Raw genomic sequence first — 17,130 nt, forward strand, 5'->3', positions numbered from 1 at the left:
GTCGCCACATGCGCATGTCTTCCCCGACGACTCGCATCCTGGGAGCCACTGCACCTACCCCAGTTCCAACGAAATCCTAAGGAAATTTTATAAATTCTTGTCTGAATAAACTTTTGGATCAAACATTCATTGGAAGCACCAGAGAATAAAGTAAATAATTAGCATAAGCTGTCGCTGTTTTATTTAATAGACCTCCGTCAAGTCCAGTTGGAAATCAGCGAAAAGCTTGGAGGTGATGAGTCCCATACTCACTTTCACGTCATGTTGCTCGTACATCCCATTTCCATTCAACGTATAGACGGTAATTGTGTCAAGCATCGGATTGACGATCCAATATTCTTTCACACTATAGTTCATATAAAGATTGAGCTTCGTGATTAGATCATGCGATTGGTTGGATGGACTAAGAATTTCCACAAGCAAATCAGGTACACCGACATATCTAGCATCCGTGAAGCCGCTTGGATCGCAAATAATCGTGATATCTGGAATCACAATTCTTGTACCATCCACCTTTTCACTTTTCAATTCAATATCATAAGGGGCATAAAACAATTCACATGATTTTCCATCGAGAAATTCCTCAAATGCTTTCCCTAGCTTGCGTGAAACTCGTTGATGTTTTGTCGAGGGTGATGGAGACATGTAAATCACTCCATCGATATACTCTAGTAATGCTTCATTGTTTTCACGAATTTGCCAATACTCTTCCAATGAGTGGGTGCCATTCTGGTATACATGCATGTAAAGTCCCTCCAACCTTCATTTACTTGTAGTATATCATTTCCGCCTACTCTTCTCCTAGATCCACCCTTTTTCCTGCGCCCGCGCAATCGCTTCTATTTTATTCTTTGCCTCTAATTTCTGTAAGACTTCAGACATATAATTTCGCACAGTACCAGCTGAGAGATATAATTGCTTGCTAATTTCCTTCGCTGTTCTTCCTTCAGCCGATAATCGTAGTATTTCTTGTTCTCTTTCTGTTAACGGATTATCTGCTTGGTACACATTGAGAATTAACTCCTGATCGTATTCCCGCTTCCCTTGCATCACCTTACGAATTGAGTCCGCTAACTCATCAATCGAACCATCTTTTAATAAATATCCGTGGACCCCTGCCTTGATCGCTCGTTCAAAATACCCTGGGCGTGCAAAAGTTGTTAAGATCATCACCTTACACATGGAAGACGACTGTTTTAACTCCTCTGCAACATCTAACCCGCTTTTGAGCGGCATTTCAATATCCATCAAACAAATATCTGGCTGCAATCGTTCTATCAAAAGTATGGCTTCTTTCCCATCCTTTGCTTGCCCCACCACGTCTAAATCATCTTCAAAATCTAAAAGTGTACCAAGTGCTCCCCTTAACATTCGTTGATCTTCTGCAATGACAATCCGGATCATAGCGTCATCTCCTCTTGCTTCAAAATAAGTGGCACCGTGATGTCCAATGTCATTCCTTTTTCCACTTTAAATTCTACTTGACCGTCTAATAAAGACAATCGTTCCTTCATCCCCCGTAAACCATTGCCTACCTTTATATTTTCAGTGGCCGTAATGCCATCATCCTGAATCCTGACTGAAAAAAAGCCATTTTTCTCTTGAAAATGAACAACACAACTCTGAGCTTTACTATGTTTGACAATATTTGTACCTGCTTCACGCAGACACATTGCAATGATGTTTTGCACAAGTGGGGGAAGATGTGTGAATTGGGTCCCCCCTTTTTGTAAAAATCCAATCCCAGCTGCATGCAGAATCTGTTCCATATGAATTAATTCTTCTGCAATCGTCAGCGCTCGCATTTCTGAAACCAGTTCTCTAACCTGCCGAAGGGCTGACCTGGAAGTGCCTTCCATTTCGCGCGCCTCCGCAATCGCCCGCTCTGGTTGTTTCTTCACCAATCTCTGGATGAGTTGACTCTGTAATGTAATTAAAGAAAGCGTGTGTCCCAATGTGTCATGAAGATCTCGAGCAATCCGGACGCGCTCCTCCCTTTTTACAAGCTCTTTAATTTTCTCATTGGCTTGATCTAATTCCTTCTCCAGTTCCATCCGTTTGTTCATGGAACGAATCCCAAACGGGGAGATCAGCATGACTGCAATAAACGGTAAAAAGGAGAGCGTTTCGATATGGGTTCCCTGAATAAACAACAGTATTAGAGTGCCAATAATCACAGAACTAAACGCAATTAAAGCTCGCTTAAACAAGATTTTATGTTCAAACCAACCAATGAAGTTTGATGGAAAAAAACCTAAGAATAAATTATAAGGACCATACCAAAGGCTTAGAATGACAATGATGGCTAATTGAATCGCCAACCAACAAACGTAGATTTTTATAGGAGGAAAACAAAAAAGCTGCCGATACGAGACCAAAAAAACCAAAAGAAGGGTGTAGCCGATGAATAGCTTCCACCCTTTTTCATTTGAAATATACAGTACGGGCATGAGTAAATAAACGAGAAAGATATAAGGGAAAAAGCCAAACTTTTTTGGGAATATGTGAATATTTTTCACTGGCTACACCGCTTCCTGTTTCCTTCTGATATACGTTGATAATACCATGAATACAAGCAGATAGGCGGCCAAAATAGTAAAATTTCTAAATTCCGGTGCATGCCCGCGAATAATTTCCCAAGCGCCATTCCCAAAATGATAAGCTGGAAGCCATGCTCCAATTTTTTGAATGATATTTGGTAATATCTCCATTGGCATCCACATACCGCCGGTAATCGCAAGCGCCATATACATAACGTTGCTCACACCTATTGCCGTATCTACACGTTTCATCGTTCCGATCAAGACCCCCAGTGCTAAGAATGGCAAAGAGGCAAGTAAAATCCAGCCAGCACTAAAAATCCATTCCAACGCAGATAAACTAACACCGTTTAGAAGGACCCCTGTAATAAAAATGACAAGCACAGAGCAGATATGAACCATTGTCTGGCCGACCATTTTTGCCGAATAATAGACGAGATCTGATAATGGGGTGACACGAATAAAAGTCGTCCATCCCTTTGAACGCTCCTCCACTAAGCGGATGCCCATTGTCATAATCGAACTTCCCATTACACTGAAAGTGGTCATTGACATTAAGTAGTGAGCATTCCACTCATCTTGATCAGGAACACCGGTATTCACTACTTTTGTAAAAATAAAATAGAACACAATCGGCATGAGAAGTGACCAGAATAGATAATACGGATTCCTCAACATCCGCAGCATTTCAGCATGACATTGATACCTGAACATCTTCATCCTATCTCCCCTTCCCTTCCCTGATTCACTAACTGTTCAAAGGCCTCTTCCAATCGTCCTTTTTCAACACGAACATCCCTCACCTCAAGCTGCTCAGAGTAAATTTTTGCTAACACAGCATCTGTGTCGTCCGTCAAAACGACCAATCTTCCCTCCTGAACGAAACAGTCAGAAACAAAAGGTTCTTGGAGAAAAAGCTTCTTTGGAAAACGATCCTTGGTAATGAAGGAAACGGATTGCTTAGTTAATTGCTTCTTCATATCATCTGGCTTTCCATCTGCCATAATCCTGCCATTTTGAAATAAAATGATCCGATCGGCAATATCATCGGCCTCTTGTAAATAGTGCGTAGAAAAAAGAATTGTTTTGCCTTGTTTCTTTAAGGCCAAAATATTCTCCCAGAAAGCTTTTCTAGCCGCGATATCCATTCCCACCGTTGGTTCATCAAAAAACAGTAAATCTGGATTACCAGTCAAGGCCAATGAAAAGGCGACTCTACGCTTCTGCCCACCTGATAATTTCTCAACCCGCTTTCTTAAATCAGCTTCTGCCAACCCTGTCATGTCCATTAATGTTTCTAACGGAAGAGGATTCGGATAATAACTGCGAAAAAGACGGAGAATTTCTCTCACCTTTAAGCCGTCCATTAAACTCACCTCTTGCAACATCACACCAATTCTTTCATGAACTGCCTTCGCTTTCGCATCCTGACCAAATAATTGTGCTGACCCTTCCGTAGGATTTAGCAATCCCAGCATCATCAAGATGGTCGTCGTCTTTCCCGCCCCATTTGGTCCAAGAATCGCCACAACCTCTCCCGGATAAATTGAGAAAGAAACATCATCCACCGCTTTTTTTCCTTTAAACGTTTTTGTTAACTGCTCAATATGCACTACAGCCTCCATTACTCCACCCCCAACTTCTATCCTTTAATTCTATCGTCCCAAAGCTAGGAATTTCAGTTGATTATGTAATGAATCTCATGTGACAATTGTCATTGCGGGGACTGACCCCCACTGTGGTAACGCTTTAACACGGTGGGGGTCAGTCCCTTTTTTTCAATAACTTTTTTACATAACAGTTGACATTTACCTCTGTAAAATATATATTACATGTGTAAAGTATTTTTTACCAAGGAGGGGTGTTTTTGAAAAAAGGTACGCGTGTTTTAAGTAGCAATTTATTCCTCCTAAGGGCTGAGAAACAATGGACACAAAAGTACGTAGCTGAACAATTAGGGGTTACAAGGCAAACCATACACTCCCTTGAAGCCAACAAATATAATCCGTCTCTTATGTTGGCATTTGAGATTTCTCAATTGTATGGAAAAAGGATTGATGAGATTTTCACATATGAAAAGAAAGGAGAGACTGAAGAATGACTGTTGTATATCTTATTTCTATAATAGTTGCGGCGTATGGGATCGGTGTATATATTAGTTTCTCAGCATCAGAAGGGAAAGATGAAAGAGGCAAAGAAATCCTTGCCAGGGGAGCTCAGATAGGTTTTGGTTTCTTATTCCTTGGTTTTTCGTTGCATCTATTGTTTATAGAATTTTTCAACCCAACCGTGGAACAGCTAAAAACAACAATGATCATTTGGATGAGTTTAGTCTTCTTGAGCAATGGCGTCACCATTCATATTCAGCGAAGGAAAATGATATAAAAAAGGGGACTGACCCCCACCTTATTAAAGCGTTACCACGGTGGGGGTCAGGCCCCTTCTATGAATTTTGAACAATTTTGTGCAGGTAGGTAGAGGTTAGTTTGTAGCCATTTTCGATTTTTTCGGCCAAAAAGCTGGCTCTTTCGAAGAGGATGGACCGAATATGCTGAATTTCTCGGATGATTTTTTCCGAAACGGCTTCCTGTCGATCTAGTCTCTCGATCACCTCTTGATGGTGGGCGTCTTGCTTTTCCATTTGCTGATTTATTGTCTGTTGTTTTGTTTCTTGCTTATCGATTTTGTTCATGGTTTCCTCGTGAAGTTCAAACAACTGATGTGATAATTTCTGTTCCGTCTCCTTAACTTGCATTCCTATTTGCTCCCCTGCCATATCAAGTTGATCCAGCCGCTGCATCATTTCCTTGTTTGATATATAGACCCTATCGATATGATCAGCGATTTCTCGATTCCGCTTTTCCTCCATATCCACGCTATTTACCTGCTGTCCTTCTATTTTTTCTAAAAGCTCTAAAGCAAACTTTTCAGACGCTTCCCGCTGAACATTCATCTTCCTCAGTTCCTCAATTTGTCCGCCAACCTCTCTCCACTGCTGTTCTTGTTTGTGATCTTGGTTTTGGTGTAACTGATTGAGTATTAGAAAAGCCTGATTGAATTCTTGATTGGCTCGCTTTTGTTCTTTTAAAAATTCCGTCCAACCATCATATTGATAACTTCCTTGATTTTTCGCTTGCACATCCATTGCCGTTTTATAAAGCGCTGGATATTGATTCTTATTCATATATAGTCCCATCTCACATACATCCCCTTGCCAATGAATTATAATATCGTATGCAAGGAGATAGGAAATTGTAAAAAATGAAACTTTCTTTCCATCTCCTCGTATAAACAGATTAATAACTATCTTCAGAGAGGAGATATTCACCATGTCCTCACGCCATTCTAATTTTATTGGCTATTTAGGCTGCTCGTTTATTCCTATAGGAATCGGCCTTTTAATATTTTTAATCACTATCGGGCAACTTGGGATCGGGATCGTACTGCTAATCGTTCTGCTCGTGATTTCCATTGCTTTTATGGCGCGCGCTTCAGAGATAGAAGACGCCAATCGGGAAAGATACAAAAATTATATAGCCAGCTTCCGTCCAGAAATAGAGGCATTTACGGAATCACAGGTTATTTCCCCTGACTCTCTGTTAACACGGATTGCATTGGACGAACAGGAAAAGAGAATCTGTATCTGGCTGCCAAATGACCCAACTATGAAACTTCCTCAAAAAGAAATGACCTTTCAAGTGTTTTCCTATGAATTTGCTGATATTCAAGCTGTTGAAATGATTATAAATGAACAAAACACTTTGGAAAAACGAACAGGAAGCATGGAGCCTGAAACCATTACTTCCTTGCAGCTGCAGATAACGGCTGCTCATACGACCCATACATTATTTTTTTATGAGGCAACAATGAAGAATGGACATATTCAATTAAAACGAGGAACAACCGCCTATCAAAAACAATTAAAAATTCTGGAACAAGGCTTTTCCTTAATGGAAGAAGTGATCAAAGGGTCTAATCCAACCGACCATCAAGATAATATGGAAGTAATGATGAAGGATGCTCTCAAGCGGTTTGTACAAGTACTTGCCACCATAAAGCTAAATCGTCAAGCAGAAGCTGCATTGGATCCTGGAAAAACGGACCTACCTAGTGAACCAGTCAATAAAGGAGCCATTGATGATGCACCTATAGAAAAGACCAATGAAGATCTTTTCACCCCCAATACCCAAGAAGAGGAACCTATCCATAGCACTGACCAGCAGTCAGAGGAAAATGATTCCTTCACTGACTTTGAAAAGTTTCTTGAAAACAACAAGCAAAAACAGTTCTCTCATCGCAATAAGGATTCTTCCTAACGACCTCTAAAAAAAGAGGTCGTTTTTGTCCTCCCTAAAAATTCCCACCCCTCCGCTTATGTCTCATTCATAAATGACTATGCTACATAGACTGAAATGGAGACGAAAAAGTGGGGGTGAAAAAAATACAAACCATTAATCCGAAAGGAAGCAAAGTGGATCCTTCCAATCCTGATACCATTCCTAAGTTTGTCGATGAGCTACCGATTCCATCTGTAGCTAGACCACTTAAGAACATTAAGGGCAAGTCTTACTATGAAATCACCATGAAGGAATGTAAACATCGCTTCCATAAACTCATGCCGGCTACAACTGTTTGGGGCTATGATGGAATGTATCCCGGTCCGACGATCCAAGTTAATCAAAATGAAAGTATTTATGTGAAATGGAAAAATCAATTACCTTTAAAGCATTTTTTACCGATTGATCGAACCCTCCATGGATCAGCAGGTCCGCCTGAAGTACGGACAGTCACTCATTTACATGGTGCGAATGTGGCCTGGGAAAGTGATGGGCATCCAGAAGCATGGTTTTCAAGAAACTTCGCGCAAACAGGTGAAACCTTTAAACGAAAGATTTATGAATATACCAATCGTCAGAACGGTGCTACCCTTTGGTATCATGATCACGCAATTGGCATTACAAGATTAAACGTATACGCGGGGCTTGCTGGGCTCTATATTATTCGTGATGCCATCGAGAAAAAACTAAAATTACCAAAAAATCGTTATGATTTGCCGCTTGTTATTCAAGATAAATCCTTTAAAAAGGATGGCTCCTTATTCTATCCAGAAAATACAGACCCACCTGCTCCTATCAAGCCATCTATTCAACCTTTTTTTAATGGAGATACGATGGTCGTCAATGGGAAAATCTGGCCGCGGTTAAAAGTCGAGCCGCGGAAATATCGCTTCCGTATTTTAAACGCATCAAATACGAATGCTTATACATTAAGGATTGGGGATGGGCGTTCTTTTTACCAAATTGCAACAGATGGAGGACTTTTGCCAGAGCCAGTTGAGTTGACTACTCTTCCGATTGAACCTGCTGGACGCTCAGAAATCATTGTTGATTTTTCGAAGCTAAGGGGTAGAAAGCTGGTTATGCAAAACACGAACGACGAAGGGAATACAGGGGTCATTATGAGATTTGATGTTACATTGCCACTCAATCAAAAAGATACAAGCGAGATTCCCACAAGCTTGTTGCCAGATGATTCTACATTAGAGGAAAAATGTGCAGATAGAATTAGATTATTGACCCTTGATGCGATGCCAGATGAATACAATCGCCCGATGATGATGTTGGATAATCGAATGTGGCATGATCCTGTAACGGAAAAACCTGTTATTGGCGATACCGAAGTATGGCGATTTATTAACTTAATGAACTTTCCACATCCCATGCATATTCATCTGATCCAATTTAAAGTTTTACACAGAAGACCCTTTGATTTGGAGCGATTCCAGGAAGATGGCTATATTCAATATACGGGGCCGCCTATCGAACCAGAAGCATATGAAAAAGGCTGGATGGATACGGTTCGAGCAGATATAGGCATGGTGACAAGTGTGATTATGAAATTCACGGAAAATCCAGGCGATTATGTATGGCACTGCCATATTTTAGAACATGAAGATTATGATATGATGCGACCGATGAAAGTGGTCGAAAGGGAATGAACAGGGACCTACGGGAAAGGTCTCTGTTCATATTCTCCTAACTCTTTGATTAACAAAGCGAGCAGAGCACTACGGACAGGCATTTGTGAGATGATAATATGCTCATGATCTGCATGCGCTCCGTCCCCAACTGCGCCTAACCCATCTAATGTAGGTGCAAATTGTGCCGTAATACTGCCATCACTGCCCCCGCCACTTAATTCATCTTCTAAATTTACATCTAGATATTCTTTTGCGATTTTCTGCGCTTTATGGAACATTGCTTCAACTTCAGGTGTTTTTTCCATTGGGGGGCGAGTAATAGCACCTGACACTTCAATCGTGAGTCCTTGTTGACTTGGCGTCAAACCTTCGACTAAGGGAATGACTCGCTTCAATTCCTTCAGTTGTTTTATCCTAATGTCCACTTCTGCTTCCGCATGGGGAGCAATCACATTGGTCGCAATTCCCCCTTGGATCATTCCAACATTCACAGTCGTGCCTTTCCGAAAATCAGTTAGCTCATGCAAGTACAAGATTTTCTTCGCTAATTCTTGAATAGCACTAATCCCCTTTTCCGGTTCAATACCGGCATGAGCGGCTTGTCCTGTAATCTTTATTTGAAAGATGCCTACTCCTTTTCTTGCTGTTTTTAATTTCCCTTTAAGTGTGGCAGCTGGCTCCAAAACAAGGACATACTGACTTTTTTTTGCCTCTCTTTCAATCAATTCCCGCGACTGGCCACTGCCAATTTCTTCATCTGTTGTGATAAGGAAAACCACTTTTTTCTTGATAGGAATTTGGAATGTCTGCAAAGCATGAAGTGCAAATAATCCTTGAACAAGTCCTCCCTTCATATCAAAAACACCGGGACCGAACGCTCTATCTCCAACAATTCCAAAGGACATTTGCTTTACCGTGCCTTGTGGCCAAACCGTATCCAAATGGCCTAATATTAGTATTTGTTCTTCTCCCTGTCCAATCTCAACTCGGAGTTGATTACCAAAAGTGGCATCCTCTATCACCTCTATATGGCCATTTAAATATTGTTTAAAAAACTCGAGCAATCTCCTCCCACATTTATCGACCAATTGCTTCTCATATGAAGGCGATTCTTTTTTAGTTAATGCCTTTAAGATTTGCACCATCACTTCCTTCTGCTTATATAAATAGTCCACAATCTCCATCATTTATAAACACCCTTTTTTAGTTTGAGCTTATCTTAATATATGCTCATAAAAAACGGCATAGCCCTAATTTTGTTACAGCACTCCCGATTCAGTATATGCGTATAGATATGAGACATTGTGGAGACTTATTCGTCATTATCTTTCAAGCCCTTTATATGGAAAAAAAGCGACATAATGTCGCTTCACAAAAGCTCTTCCCATAAAATAGAGTAGATTTTAATATCCCAATGTTTCCCTTTTGTGAACATCGCTTTGCGTAAAATCCCTTCAAAGCTCATTCCTGCTTTCTCCATTACTCGGCTGGACCCAATATTTTCAACCAAGCAGCGTGCTTGAATTCGCATGAGATCCATTTCTTCAAACCCAAAGCGAATAACCTCTTTCGCTGCCTCTGTCATAATGCCTCTTCCCCAGAAATCTCGTGATAATACATAACCAATCTCGGCGCTTCGATGTTTGGGGTTCCACCAAATAAAATCAATCGTGCCAATGATTTTCCCAGTTTCTTTCCACTCAATGCCCCATGGAGCCACTTGCTTTTCAGCATATCTTCCCTTCGCAAACTCCAAAAATCGCTTCGTATCTATGATGGTCTGATGGCGATCCCATGTCACATATCGTGATACCTCCGCATCCGATCCATAATAAAATACGTCTTCCACATCTGTTTCCTTTAATTTCCTTAGACGCAATCGTTCAGTTTCTAAAACCGGCATTTCGAATATCTCCTGATCGCTCATCTCACCCACTCCTTTTTACATTTTCCTTATTATAAACGAGTTATTAAGGGAAATCGATTGTATTTTTGTAGTTTCTTCATATTTTATCCCAAGATATTTTATCGGTATATTTGTATCACATCCGAGAAAAAATATAGATAAGGAGGCGGATTTCATTGAATCGACAAAGAGCTGAAGAAATTGTACAATCTGGAGATATAAAGCATGTCACCTACGAAGGTGAGCGTGTTTATATTCAACAAGTAGATGAACACAACGAGACAGCACGCATTTACCCTTTGGATGATCCTCAAAAAGAAATGGATGTTCCTCTCACCCAGCTTGTTGAAAAACTGCTGTGATCATGGAGAAAAATGCTAAAGTTCAATCTTGACAAAGTCTTTTTCATCCCCTAAGATTAGGGCAATCGTATCAGTGGGAGGCGACCTCCCACTGCCTTATAAGTTATTGAACATTTTGGCCCCCTCGATTACACTAACAAATTTTGGGGAATAAATAATATAATTAATTCCGACTAAACAAATAAGCATGATTGCATTACGGGACAGGAGGAAAAACAGAAATGGGTTTATTTATTCGTTCAGAACAGCAACAGGCATGGTTAAACAAATTGCAGGAGAAAGCAGAAAAGTTTAAAAGTCGAGCCGCACAAATTGATGAACAAGGTATCTTTCCAAAAGAAAACATTCAAGATCTAGTTGATTTGGGCTACACAAAGATCACGTTACCAAAGGAATTTGGGGGAGAAGGTTTAAAAGTCTATGATATGGTGCTTTTTCAGGAAACCTTAGCAAGCTATGATTCTAACACCTCTCTTTCTATCGGCTGGCATCTGGGGACTGTCGGGGAAATCTATGAGAAAAAATCTTGGACAACAGAAAACTTGGATTTTTTAGCAAAGGAAATTGTAAATGGAGCGATTACCAATCGATCTGTCAGTGAAGCACAAACGGGGAGCCCGACACGAGGCGGTCGCCCAGGCACAAATGCGGTAAGGCAAGAAAATGGCTGGGTTCTGAATGGTAGAAAGACGTTCACAACCGCCTCCCCTGTTTTAACGTATTTTTTAACCTCTGCTTGGATTGAAGAGAAACAGTCGATCGGTTTCTTTCTTCTTCATAAAGACTTACCAGGATTGTCCGTGGATGAAACATGGAATGTAATGTCGATGAGAGGAACAGGTAGTCATGATTTAGTTTTAGAGGATGTAAAAGTGGAAGATAGCAAGCTTATTGAACTACCGGATAAGAAAAGCCCGGCAAAATTCGCTGGTTGGGCCTTGCATATTCCTGCTACGTATCTTGGAATTGCCCAAGCGGCCCGTAATTATGCTGTTCATTTCGCTAATCATCATGCACCAAACAGCTTGAAGGGACCAATCAGCCAACTACCAAATGTGCAGCAACATTTAGGCGAGATAGAATTAGAATTAGCCCAGGCGCGTCATGTATTATATAGTGTTGCAGCAGCCTATGATGATGAAACACGAAGACCATACTTAACAAATGAAATTGCCATTGCCAAGCATACGGTCACCAATTCAGCGATCAACATTGTCGACCAAGCGATGCGTGTTGTCGGTGCGAAGAGTTTACAACTCACCAATCCATTGCAACGTTACTACCGTGATGTCCGCGCTGGCTTGCATAACCCGCCAATGGATGATATGACGATTAAAAACTTAGCGATGACCGCTCTTCAAGAAGATGAAAAAGATAAATCGAAGCAATGAAATTGGAAAAGGGGGATTATTCTCCCTTTTCCTCTGTTTTTAAATAGAGCGATTGTAAACGTACCCATTAGCTAGTATTCTATTGGAGACGAAGATTACTAGAAATTTGATGGAGATCCAGAGCTTTTATAAGGGTATTTCTCATTTCTTTACGTTCAACAATCTTATCAAGCTGACCATTTTCAAAGTTAGACTCAGAAGTTTGAAAGTCAGATGGTAATTTTTCACCAATCGTTTGCTCAATCACACGACGGCCGGCAAAGCCAAAAGAAGCCTTCGGTTCAGCAATCGTAATATCCCCCTGCATCACGAAACTTGCAGAAACGCCACCGTAGGTTGGATCTGTAATAACCGAAATAAACAGACCTCCATCTTTATCGAATCTAGAAAGAGCTACACTAACCTTAGCCAGCTGCATTAAGCTTAAAATCCCTTCCTCCATTCGCGCTCCCCCTGATGTCGAAAAAATGATAAGTGGACATTTTTTCTCTCTTGCTTTCTCTATCGCATTTACTAGCTTTTCTCCCACTACTCCCCCCATACTACCAGCATAAAAATCGAAGCTCATGGCTGCAATGACTACCGGAAATCCCCCTATTGCGGCTTCCCCCGTAATAACAGCATCTTTTAAACCCGAACTTTTTTTATTTCTCTCTAACTTATCTGAATACCCTGGGAATGATAAAGGGTCTGAAGCAATCAAGTCTTGATCATATTCAGCAAAGGTTTCTTCATCAACTGTAAAATTAATTCGTTCATATGCATTTAGTCTAAAATGAAATCCACATGATATGCATACTTTTAAATTTTTTTGTAGTTCTTTTGAATATTGAATAACTCCACATTTTTTACACTTTGTCATAATCCCTTTTGGAATGGTCCGTTTAACATTTTCAGGCGGTATGACTGCATGCTTATTCTTTTTCTTAAAAAATTTACCGATCATAGGTTTACTCCCTCGTATTATAAATTTTTTAATAAAATATAAAGTGAAACTTCAATCAGTGGGGGTTTTCCTTCATCCCCCACTGATTGTTAGTTGAACAAATCGGGCTTTTACTGGCTGTTGATCCCCCACTTACAATTCTAGGTTTTTCCACGAATTCTTGAAGTGGGGGTCTTACAGCCAGTTAATGCGGGATAAACGCTGGTTCAATGTCAATATTCAATATATGAAACTCTCAGCAGTTAAAATCCCTTTAATTGACAGAGTAACTCTCTTTTAAAGACTAATTTAATAATATTTTACTGACGATTCCAAATGATTCTTGAGATGGTACCCCTGCACAAAATGGTTGTTGACTTGTTATTTTTTTAATATTCACTTTCGATCCCATAGCTTCCCTCACTTTTAGCATCCAATTTTTTAATCGCCAACCTCAAGTGCTATTACTTCATCTATGTTGTCCCCGTTTATTTTTCGTAATTCTATCATTCTTTTATTTCCTTTCCTAAGACAGGCCGCTTTCATGCATGGAGTAAATATGATCAGCTTCTATTACAGCCTTCTTACACAATCATACCGTAAAAAGAATGCCCACAAAAGGAGAATTGTCAGAATTCCCCATCTCCTTTCCAGAACAAAAGCGCAATCGCCTGTTTAGCGACGTACAAACTTTCATAGTAAGGATGAGCCGATGTTGACTTACGCAAGCAGAAGCTGAAAGTTTGCTAGTCGCTGGGCGCTGGAGCTGGATGTCGACCACCACATAAGCTAGCTATCCACAAGCAACAATTTTGTAGTTTCCATAACCATAAAAAAGCCAGATCCCCTGATAAAATAAGGATCTGGTTCTGGTTCTATTTCCGTTTTAAATTGAGCTTATCCACTTCCAAATCGATATCCTCGCCCTTGTAGGCAGGATCTGCTCGTTCAATAATGAGCGGAATCACTTCATTCGCAGATAGATGGAATGGTCCTATATTTGTGAGGTTTTCCCCTGTCGCAACATGCGCGTGCTCTCCGATCTGGATACGATATCGCGCCTTCGGATCAGCTTTTCCTGTTACAGTTAAGGTTACCTCTCCCTCTTGTTGACTAGCCAGATAGGCCGCCAGCTGGACAATTGTTTGTTTTGTAGAAAAATAGGAGCCATCATCCTTGTAATTATGGCGAGAGCTAAGATCTTGCTTATGAATATTCCACTCGCCAGCTTTTTCCTCCACTGTACGGTTGGGAATAAGTGTGGGCTTTGCACTTAATTCCACTTTAACTACAGGTAAAATCTCGTCATGAGGTTTACTGGATAAAGTAATCACAACATCATTATTGTCAAATTTCCAGTTAAGCGGCTTTCCTGTTCCCTCTTCCAGCACTTGCTTTACATCTGTTTTTAGGCCTGGTAATCGGAGTTTTCCTTCTTCTGGCCAATTCATCACATATAAAAATAGCTCCTGATCTTTCGCCATTACTTCTCCCCAAGCTTGCATTCCAAATAAGGTCGCAGTTGAATCTAAGCAGGCATGCTGATGGCGTTTTAACCAGTCGCCGATTCCTTTTAATACATCTGCTTCATATTCCACAATCGAGCCATCCCCACGCGGCCCAATATTCAACAAGTAGTTCCCGCCATTTGCTCTTACCTTCACAAGGCTTTTCACAAGTTCTTGCACCTTTCCAGTAAGATCCTTTCTTTCTTGCCAGCTTCGATAGCCCCAAGTCGAATGGTAAATGGACGCTGGTGTCTGCCAAGCTCCATCAAGCGGAACAGAAGGCACTTCATTATCCCCTAATGTACGAAAATCCCCTTGATTATTCCAAATCCGGCTATTCACAGCAGCTTTTGGTTGATATTCGCGCACAATCTGCTTAAATCGCTTGCTTTGTTCAAGGGTAGGAGCCCCCATATCAAACCACAACTCGACGATCGGTCCATAGTTCGTTAAAAGCTCTTGTAACTGGGCTTCAATGATTTTGTCAATCGACTCAGGGATTTCATTGCAGTTATTATGATCAAACTCATGACCCTGATGCCAATCAACAAGAGAATAGTAGAGTCCCAGTTTTAATCCTTGTTTTTGGCATTCTTCCGCTAATAATTTTAAGGCATCTTTTCCAAATGGCGTTCGGTCAACAATATTATAATCGGTTGTTTTCGTCTTAAACATGGAAAATCCATCATGATGCTTTGTTGTCAGAACAATATAGCGCATGCCCGCATCCTTGGCAAGCTGGCAAATTTCTTCTGGATTAAAATGCTCAGCTGTAAACTGCTTGGCCACCTCAAGATATTCCTCTTCCGAAATATTGGCCCACATTTGAATCTGCTCATTATATCCTTTTGTTTCAGGTTGTCCCTTCCAAACTCCGCCAATTTCTGAATACAGTCCCCAATGAATAAACATCCCATATTCTAACTGTTGCCAAGCCTCTACTCGTGAATCATTCATTATGTGAATGTTTGCAGTAATCCCCTTCATACGTCATCCTCCTCTATAGTGACAGCGCTTTTACTTTTCTATCTTCTACCTTATTATATGGTGAGAGGAAGATATTTCAATCATTCCTCCTCTCCATATCTATTTTTCTTAGAAGCTACCCTTCTACATATCAAATCCCATTGCAGATGAATACTCATCTGTTTCCCATTCTTGTGTGCGTGCTTTTTCATTTGCAACTTTTAAATTTTGAATCAATGTATTGAGATCAACCGATTGTTCATAGTGCCATTGCAGGGCTGCAGATGTGTAGAGCTCATTTAACTGCGCCACAGAAAATGACTCTGTTTGCCTTCCCAGATCAAGAATATCCTCTTTTTCTAAAAAACGATCGATCTTTTTGCCAAGCAAATATTTTTCCCTTAAAGCGAGACTTGGCGTCTTAATTTCATAGGCACGGTCAAATCGTCCCGCGCGATTTATCAAAGCAGGGTCAATTCTCTCCGGGTAATTCGTTGTCCCAATTAGGAAAAGACCTTCTTTTGATGTCGCTCCATCTAAAGCATTTAGAAAAACGGAACGCGCGGATTCTGGCATGGAATCAATATCCTCTATCACCAATACCATCGGGGCCATCTTGGCGACAATAGAAAATACCTCTTGAATCGAGTAACTAGACGTGTATTCTGTAATCTGCCAGTAGGCCACAGGTGCATCAATACTTCCTGCGATCGACTTTACGAGAGTGGTTTTTCCATTGCCAGGAGGCCCGTATAGCAATATCCCTCGTTTATACGGAATATTGTACGTTTTGAAAAATCCCCCACTCTCATTGAAAAACTCGTCAATCGAGCGATACACCTCATTTTTCAAGTCTTCTTCTAAGAGGACATCCTCTCTGCTGACTTGCTGGGTAATCCATTCCTTCGTCCTCTCGACTCCATCCTCTGTATCCGTAAAAACCGTCACGCTTCCCTTCATAATCTCCTTTTGACGTTCATAGACGTAAGTCAAAAAGAGTAACAGAGCATGATCATTTTCTGCTAAAATAAACTCTCTCTCATAATCAGCATGACTTTGAAAAATAGGTAATTTTATTAAGCCGACCTGATGCTCGGGATAATAATAGACTGAGTTATTTAGAGAAGGTTTAATAACAAAGCCTTGTTGATCCCCATTTTGTTCATAGGTAATCATCCCTGTTTCGAGATAATCAAAAATATTTGCCACAAGTTGAGCTTTGCCAACTTCAATATCCTCCTGAAGCACAGACCAAATCTCTTCTTGTCCCTCACTGTCTAAAAATAACCTTAGCGTGTAACCTGTTTTCTCCCTCATCACCTGTAATATTTGCTTCAGCACATACCCATAATCATGATAATTCGGGAGAATCTCACGTGTATTTTCGAGCATGCGAATAATAAACGAACTTTCTTTCAAATGCATAATCTCCTTCAAGCTATTATTTGACCTCTCCTTAGAGTATAAAAAAATATGGGTTACGTAAAGAGCGAAATTTTTTTGGAATGAGAAAGAAAGCTTTTCATCAACAATGATCCGTCATTCAAAGCAA

Annotated in this window: 17 protein-coding genes; 6 read left to right on the plus strand and 11 right to left on the minus strand. The window is 40.5% G+C overall.

The window, feature by feature from the left end; all coding sequences use genetic code 11:
* Positions 1–183: 183 nt before the first annotated feature.
* Genes KI375_RS20575 through KI375_RS20595 form a run of 5 tightly spaced genes read right to left on the minus strand, consistent with a single transcriptional unit; the run spans position 184 to position 4,165 of the window.
* Positions 184–744: a Uma2 family endonuclease gene (locus KI375_RS20575; protein ID WP_212975293.1), complete on the minus strand. Its 561-nt coding sequence runs from the start codon at positions 742–744 to the stop codon at positions 184–186.
* Positions 745–801: 57 nt separating this feature from the next.
* Positions 802–1,404 (minus strand): response regulator transcription factor, encoded by a 603-nt coding sequence (locus tag KI375_RS20580; RefSeq protein ID WP_212975294.1) that lies wholly within the window; start codon positions 1,402–1,404, stop codon positions 802–804.
* The gene (locus KI375_RS20585) at positions 1,401–2,519 is read right to left on the minus strand and encodes a sensor histidine kinase (RefSeq protein ID WP_244852893.1); all 1,119 of its coding nucleotides are present in this window, start codon (positions 2,517–2,519) and stop codon (positions 1,401–1,403) included. Before KI375_RS20585 ends, KI375_RS20580 begins: the two co-directional genes overlap by 4 nt.
* A 3-nt stretch (positions 2,520–2,522) precedes the next feature.
* The gene (locus KI375_RS20590; protein ID WP_212975295.1) at positions 2,523–3,260 is read right to left on the minus strand and encodes an ABC transporter permease; all 738 of its coding nucleotides are present in this window, start codon (positions 3,258–3,260) and stop codon (positions 2,523–2,525) included.
* Complete coding sequence (locus tag KI375_RS20595; protein WP_212975296.1) at positions 3,257–4,165, minus strand: ABC transporter ATP-binding protein; 909 nt, start codon at positions 4,163–4,165, stop codon at positions 3,257–3,259. Before KI375_RS20595 ends, KI375_RS20590 begins: the two co-directional genes overlap by 4 nt.
* A 242-nt stretch (positions 4,166–4,407) precedes the next feature.
* Here KI375_RS20595 and KI375_RS20600 point away from each other — a divergent pair, with 242 nt between their 5' ends.
* A complete protein-coding gene (locus KI375_RS20600) occupies positions 4,408–4,641 on the plus strand; it encodes a helix-turn-helix transcriptional regulator (RefSeq protein ID WP_212975297.1) in 234 nt (77 codons plus the stop codon).
* Positions 4,638–4,925, plus strand: a complete 288-nt coding sequence (locus KI375_RS20605; protein ID WP_212975298.1) for a hypothetical protein — start codon at positions 4,638–4,640, stop codon at positions 4,923–4,925. The genes KI375_RS20600 and KI375_RS20605 overlap by 4 nt, the downstream gene beginning before the upstream one ends.
* A gap of 58 nt (positions 4,926–4,983) precedes the next feature.
* Here the strand turns inward: KI375_RS20605 and KI375_RS20610 are convergent, their stop codons facing one another.
* Positions 4,984–5,724 carry a hypothetical protein gene (locus KI375_RS20610; RefSeq protein ID WP_212975299.1) on the minus strand — a complete coding sequence of 247 codons (741 nt, stop codon included), beginning with the start codon at positions 5,722–5,724 and terminating at the stop codon, positions 4,984–4,986.
* 145 nt (positions 5,725–5,869) lie between these two features.
* Between KI375_RS20610 and KI375_RS20615 the strand changes: the two genes are divergently transcribed.
* On the plus strand, positions 5,870–6,856 hold the full coding sequence (locus tag KI375_RS20615) for a hypothetical protein (RefSeq protein WP_212975300.1): 987 nt from the start codon (positions 5,870–5,872) through the stop codon (positions 6,854–6,856).
* A gap of 110 nt (positions 6,857–6,966) precedes the next feature.
* Positions 6,967–8,538, plus strand: a complete 1,572-nt coding sequence (locus KI375_RS20620) for a multicopper oxidase family protein (protein WP_280528668.1) — start codon at positions 6,967–6,969, stop codon at positions 8,536–8,538.
* A gap of 8 nt (positions 8,539–8,546) precedes the next feature.
* Here KI375_RS20620 and KI375_RS20625 read toward each other — a convergent pair whose 3' ends face one another.
* A complete protein-coding gene (locus tag KI375_RS20625) occupies positions 8,547–9,707 on the minus strand; it encodes a M20 family metallopeptidase (RefSeq protein ID WP_212975301.1) in 1,161 nt (386 codons plus the stop codon).
* Positions 9,708–9,889: 182 nt separating this feature from the next.
* The gene (locus KI375_RS20630) at positions 9,890–10,447 is read right to left on the minus strand and encodes a GNAT family N-acetyltransferase (protein WP_212975302.1); all 558 of its coding nucleotides are present in this window, start codon (positions 10,445–10,447) and stop codon (positions 9,890–9,892) included.
* Positions 10,448–10,602: 155 nt separating this feature from the next.
* Between KI375_RS20630 and KI375_RS20635 the strand changes: the two genes are divergently transcribed.
* Together KI375_RS20635 and KI375_RS20640 are read left to right on the plus strand one after the other, a co-directional pair.
* The gene (locus tag KI375_RS20635) at positions 10,603–10,788 is read left to right on the plus strand and encodes an H-type small acid-soluble spore protein (protein WP_212975303.1); all 186 of its coding nucleotides are present in this window, start codon (positions 10,603–10,605) and stop codon (positions 10,786–10,788) included.
* 221 nt (positions 10,789–11,009) lie between these two features.
* The gene (locus KI375_RS20640) at positions 11,010–12,179 is read left to right on the plus strand and encodes an acyl-CoA dehydrogenase family protein (RefSeq protein WP_212975304.1); all 1,170 of its coding nucleotides are present in this window, start codon (positions 11,010–11,012) and stop codon (positions 12,177–12,179) included.
* A 79-nt stretch (positions 12,180–12,258) separates the two neighbouring features.
* Here KI375_RS20640 and accD read toward each other — a convergent pair whose 3' ends face one another.
* The 3 genes from accD to KI375_RS20655 all read right to left on the minus strand — a co-directional run bounded on the left by accD (position 12,259) and on the right by KI375_RS20655 (position 17,003).
* Complete coding sequence (gene accD, locus KI375_RS20645) at positions 12,259–13,125, minus strand: acetyl-CoA carboxylase, carboxyltransferase subunit beta (RefSeq protein WP_212975305.1); 867 nt, start codon at positions 13,123–13,125, stop codon at positions 12,259–12,261.
* 854 nt (positions 13,126–13,979) lie between these two features.
* A complete protein-coding gene (locus tag KI375_RS20650; RefSeq protein ID WP_212975306.1) occupies positions 13,980–15,599 on the minus strand; it encodes an alpha-L-fucosidase in 1,620 nt (539 codons plus the stop codon).
* Between the two features lie 123 nt (positions 15,600–15,722).
* Complete coding sequence (locus KI375_RS20655; protein WP_212975350.1) at positions 15,723–17,003, minus strand: ATP-binding protein; 1,281 nt, start codon at positions 17,001–17,003, stop codon at positions 15,723–15,725.
* Positions 17,004–17,130 lie beyond the last annotated feature (127 nt).

The sequence above is a fragment of the Bacillus sp. J14TS2 genome, assembly GCF_018333015.1.
Lineage (GTDB): Bacteria > Bacillota > Bacilli > Bacillales > Bacillaceae_C > Lederbergia.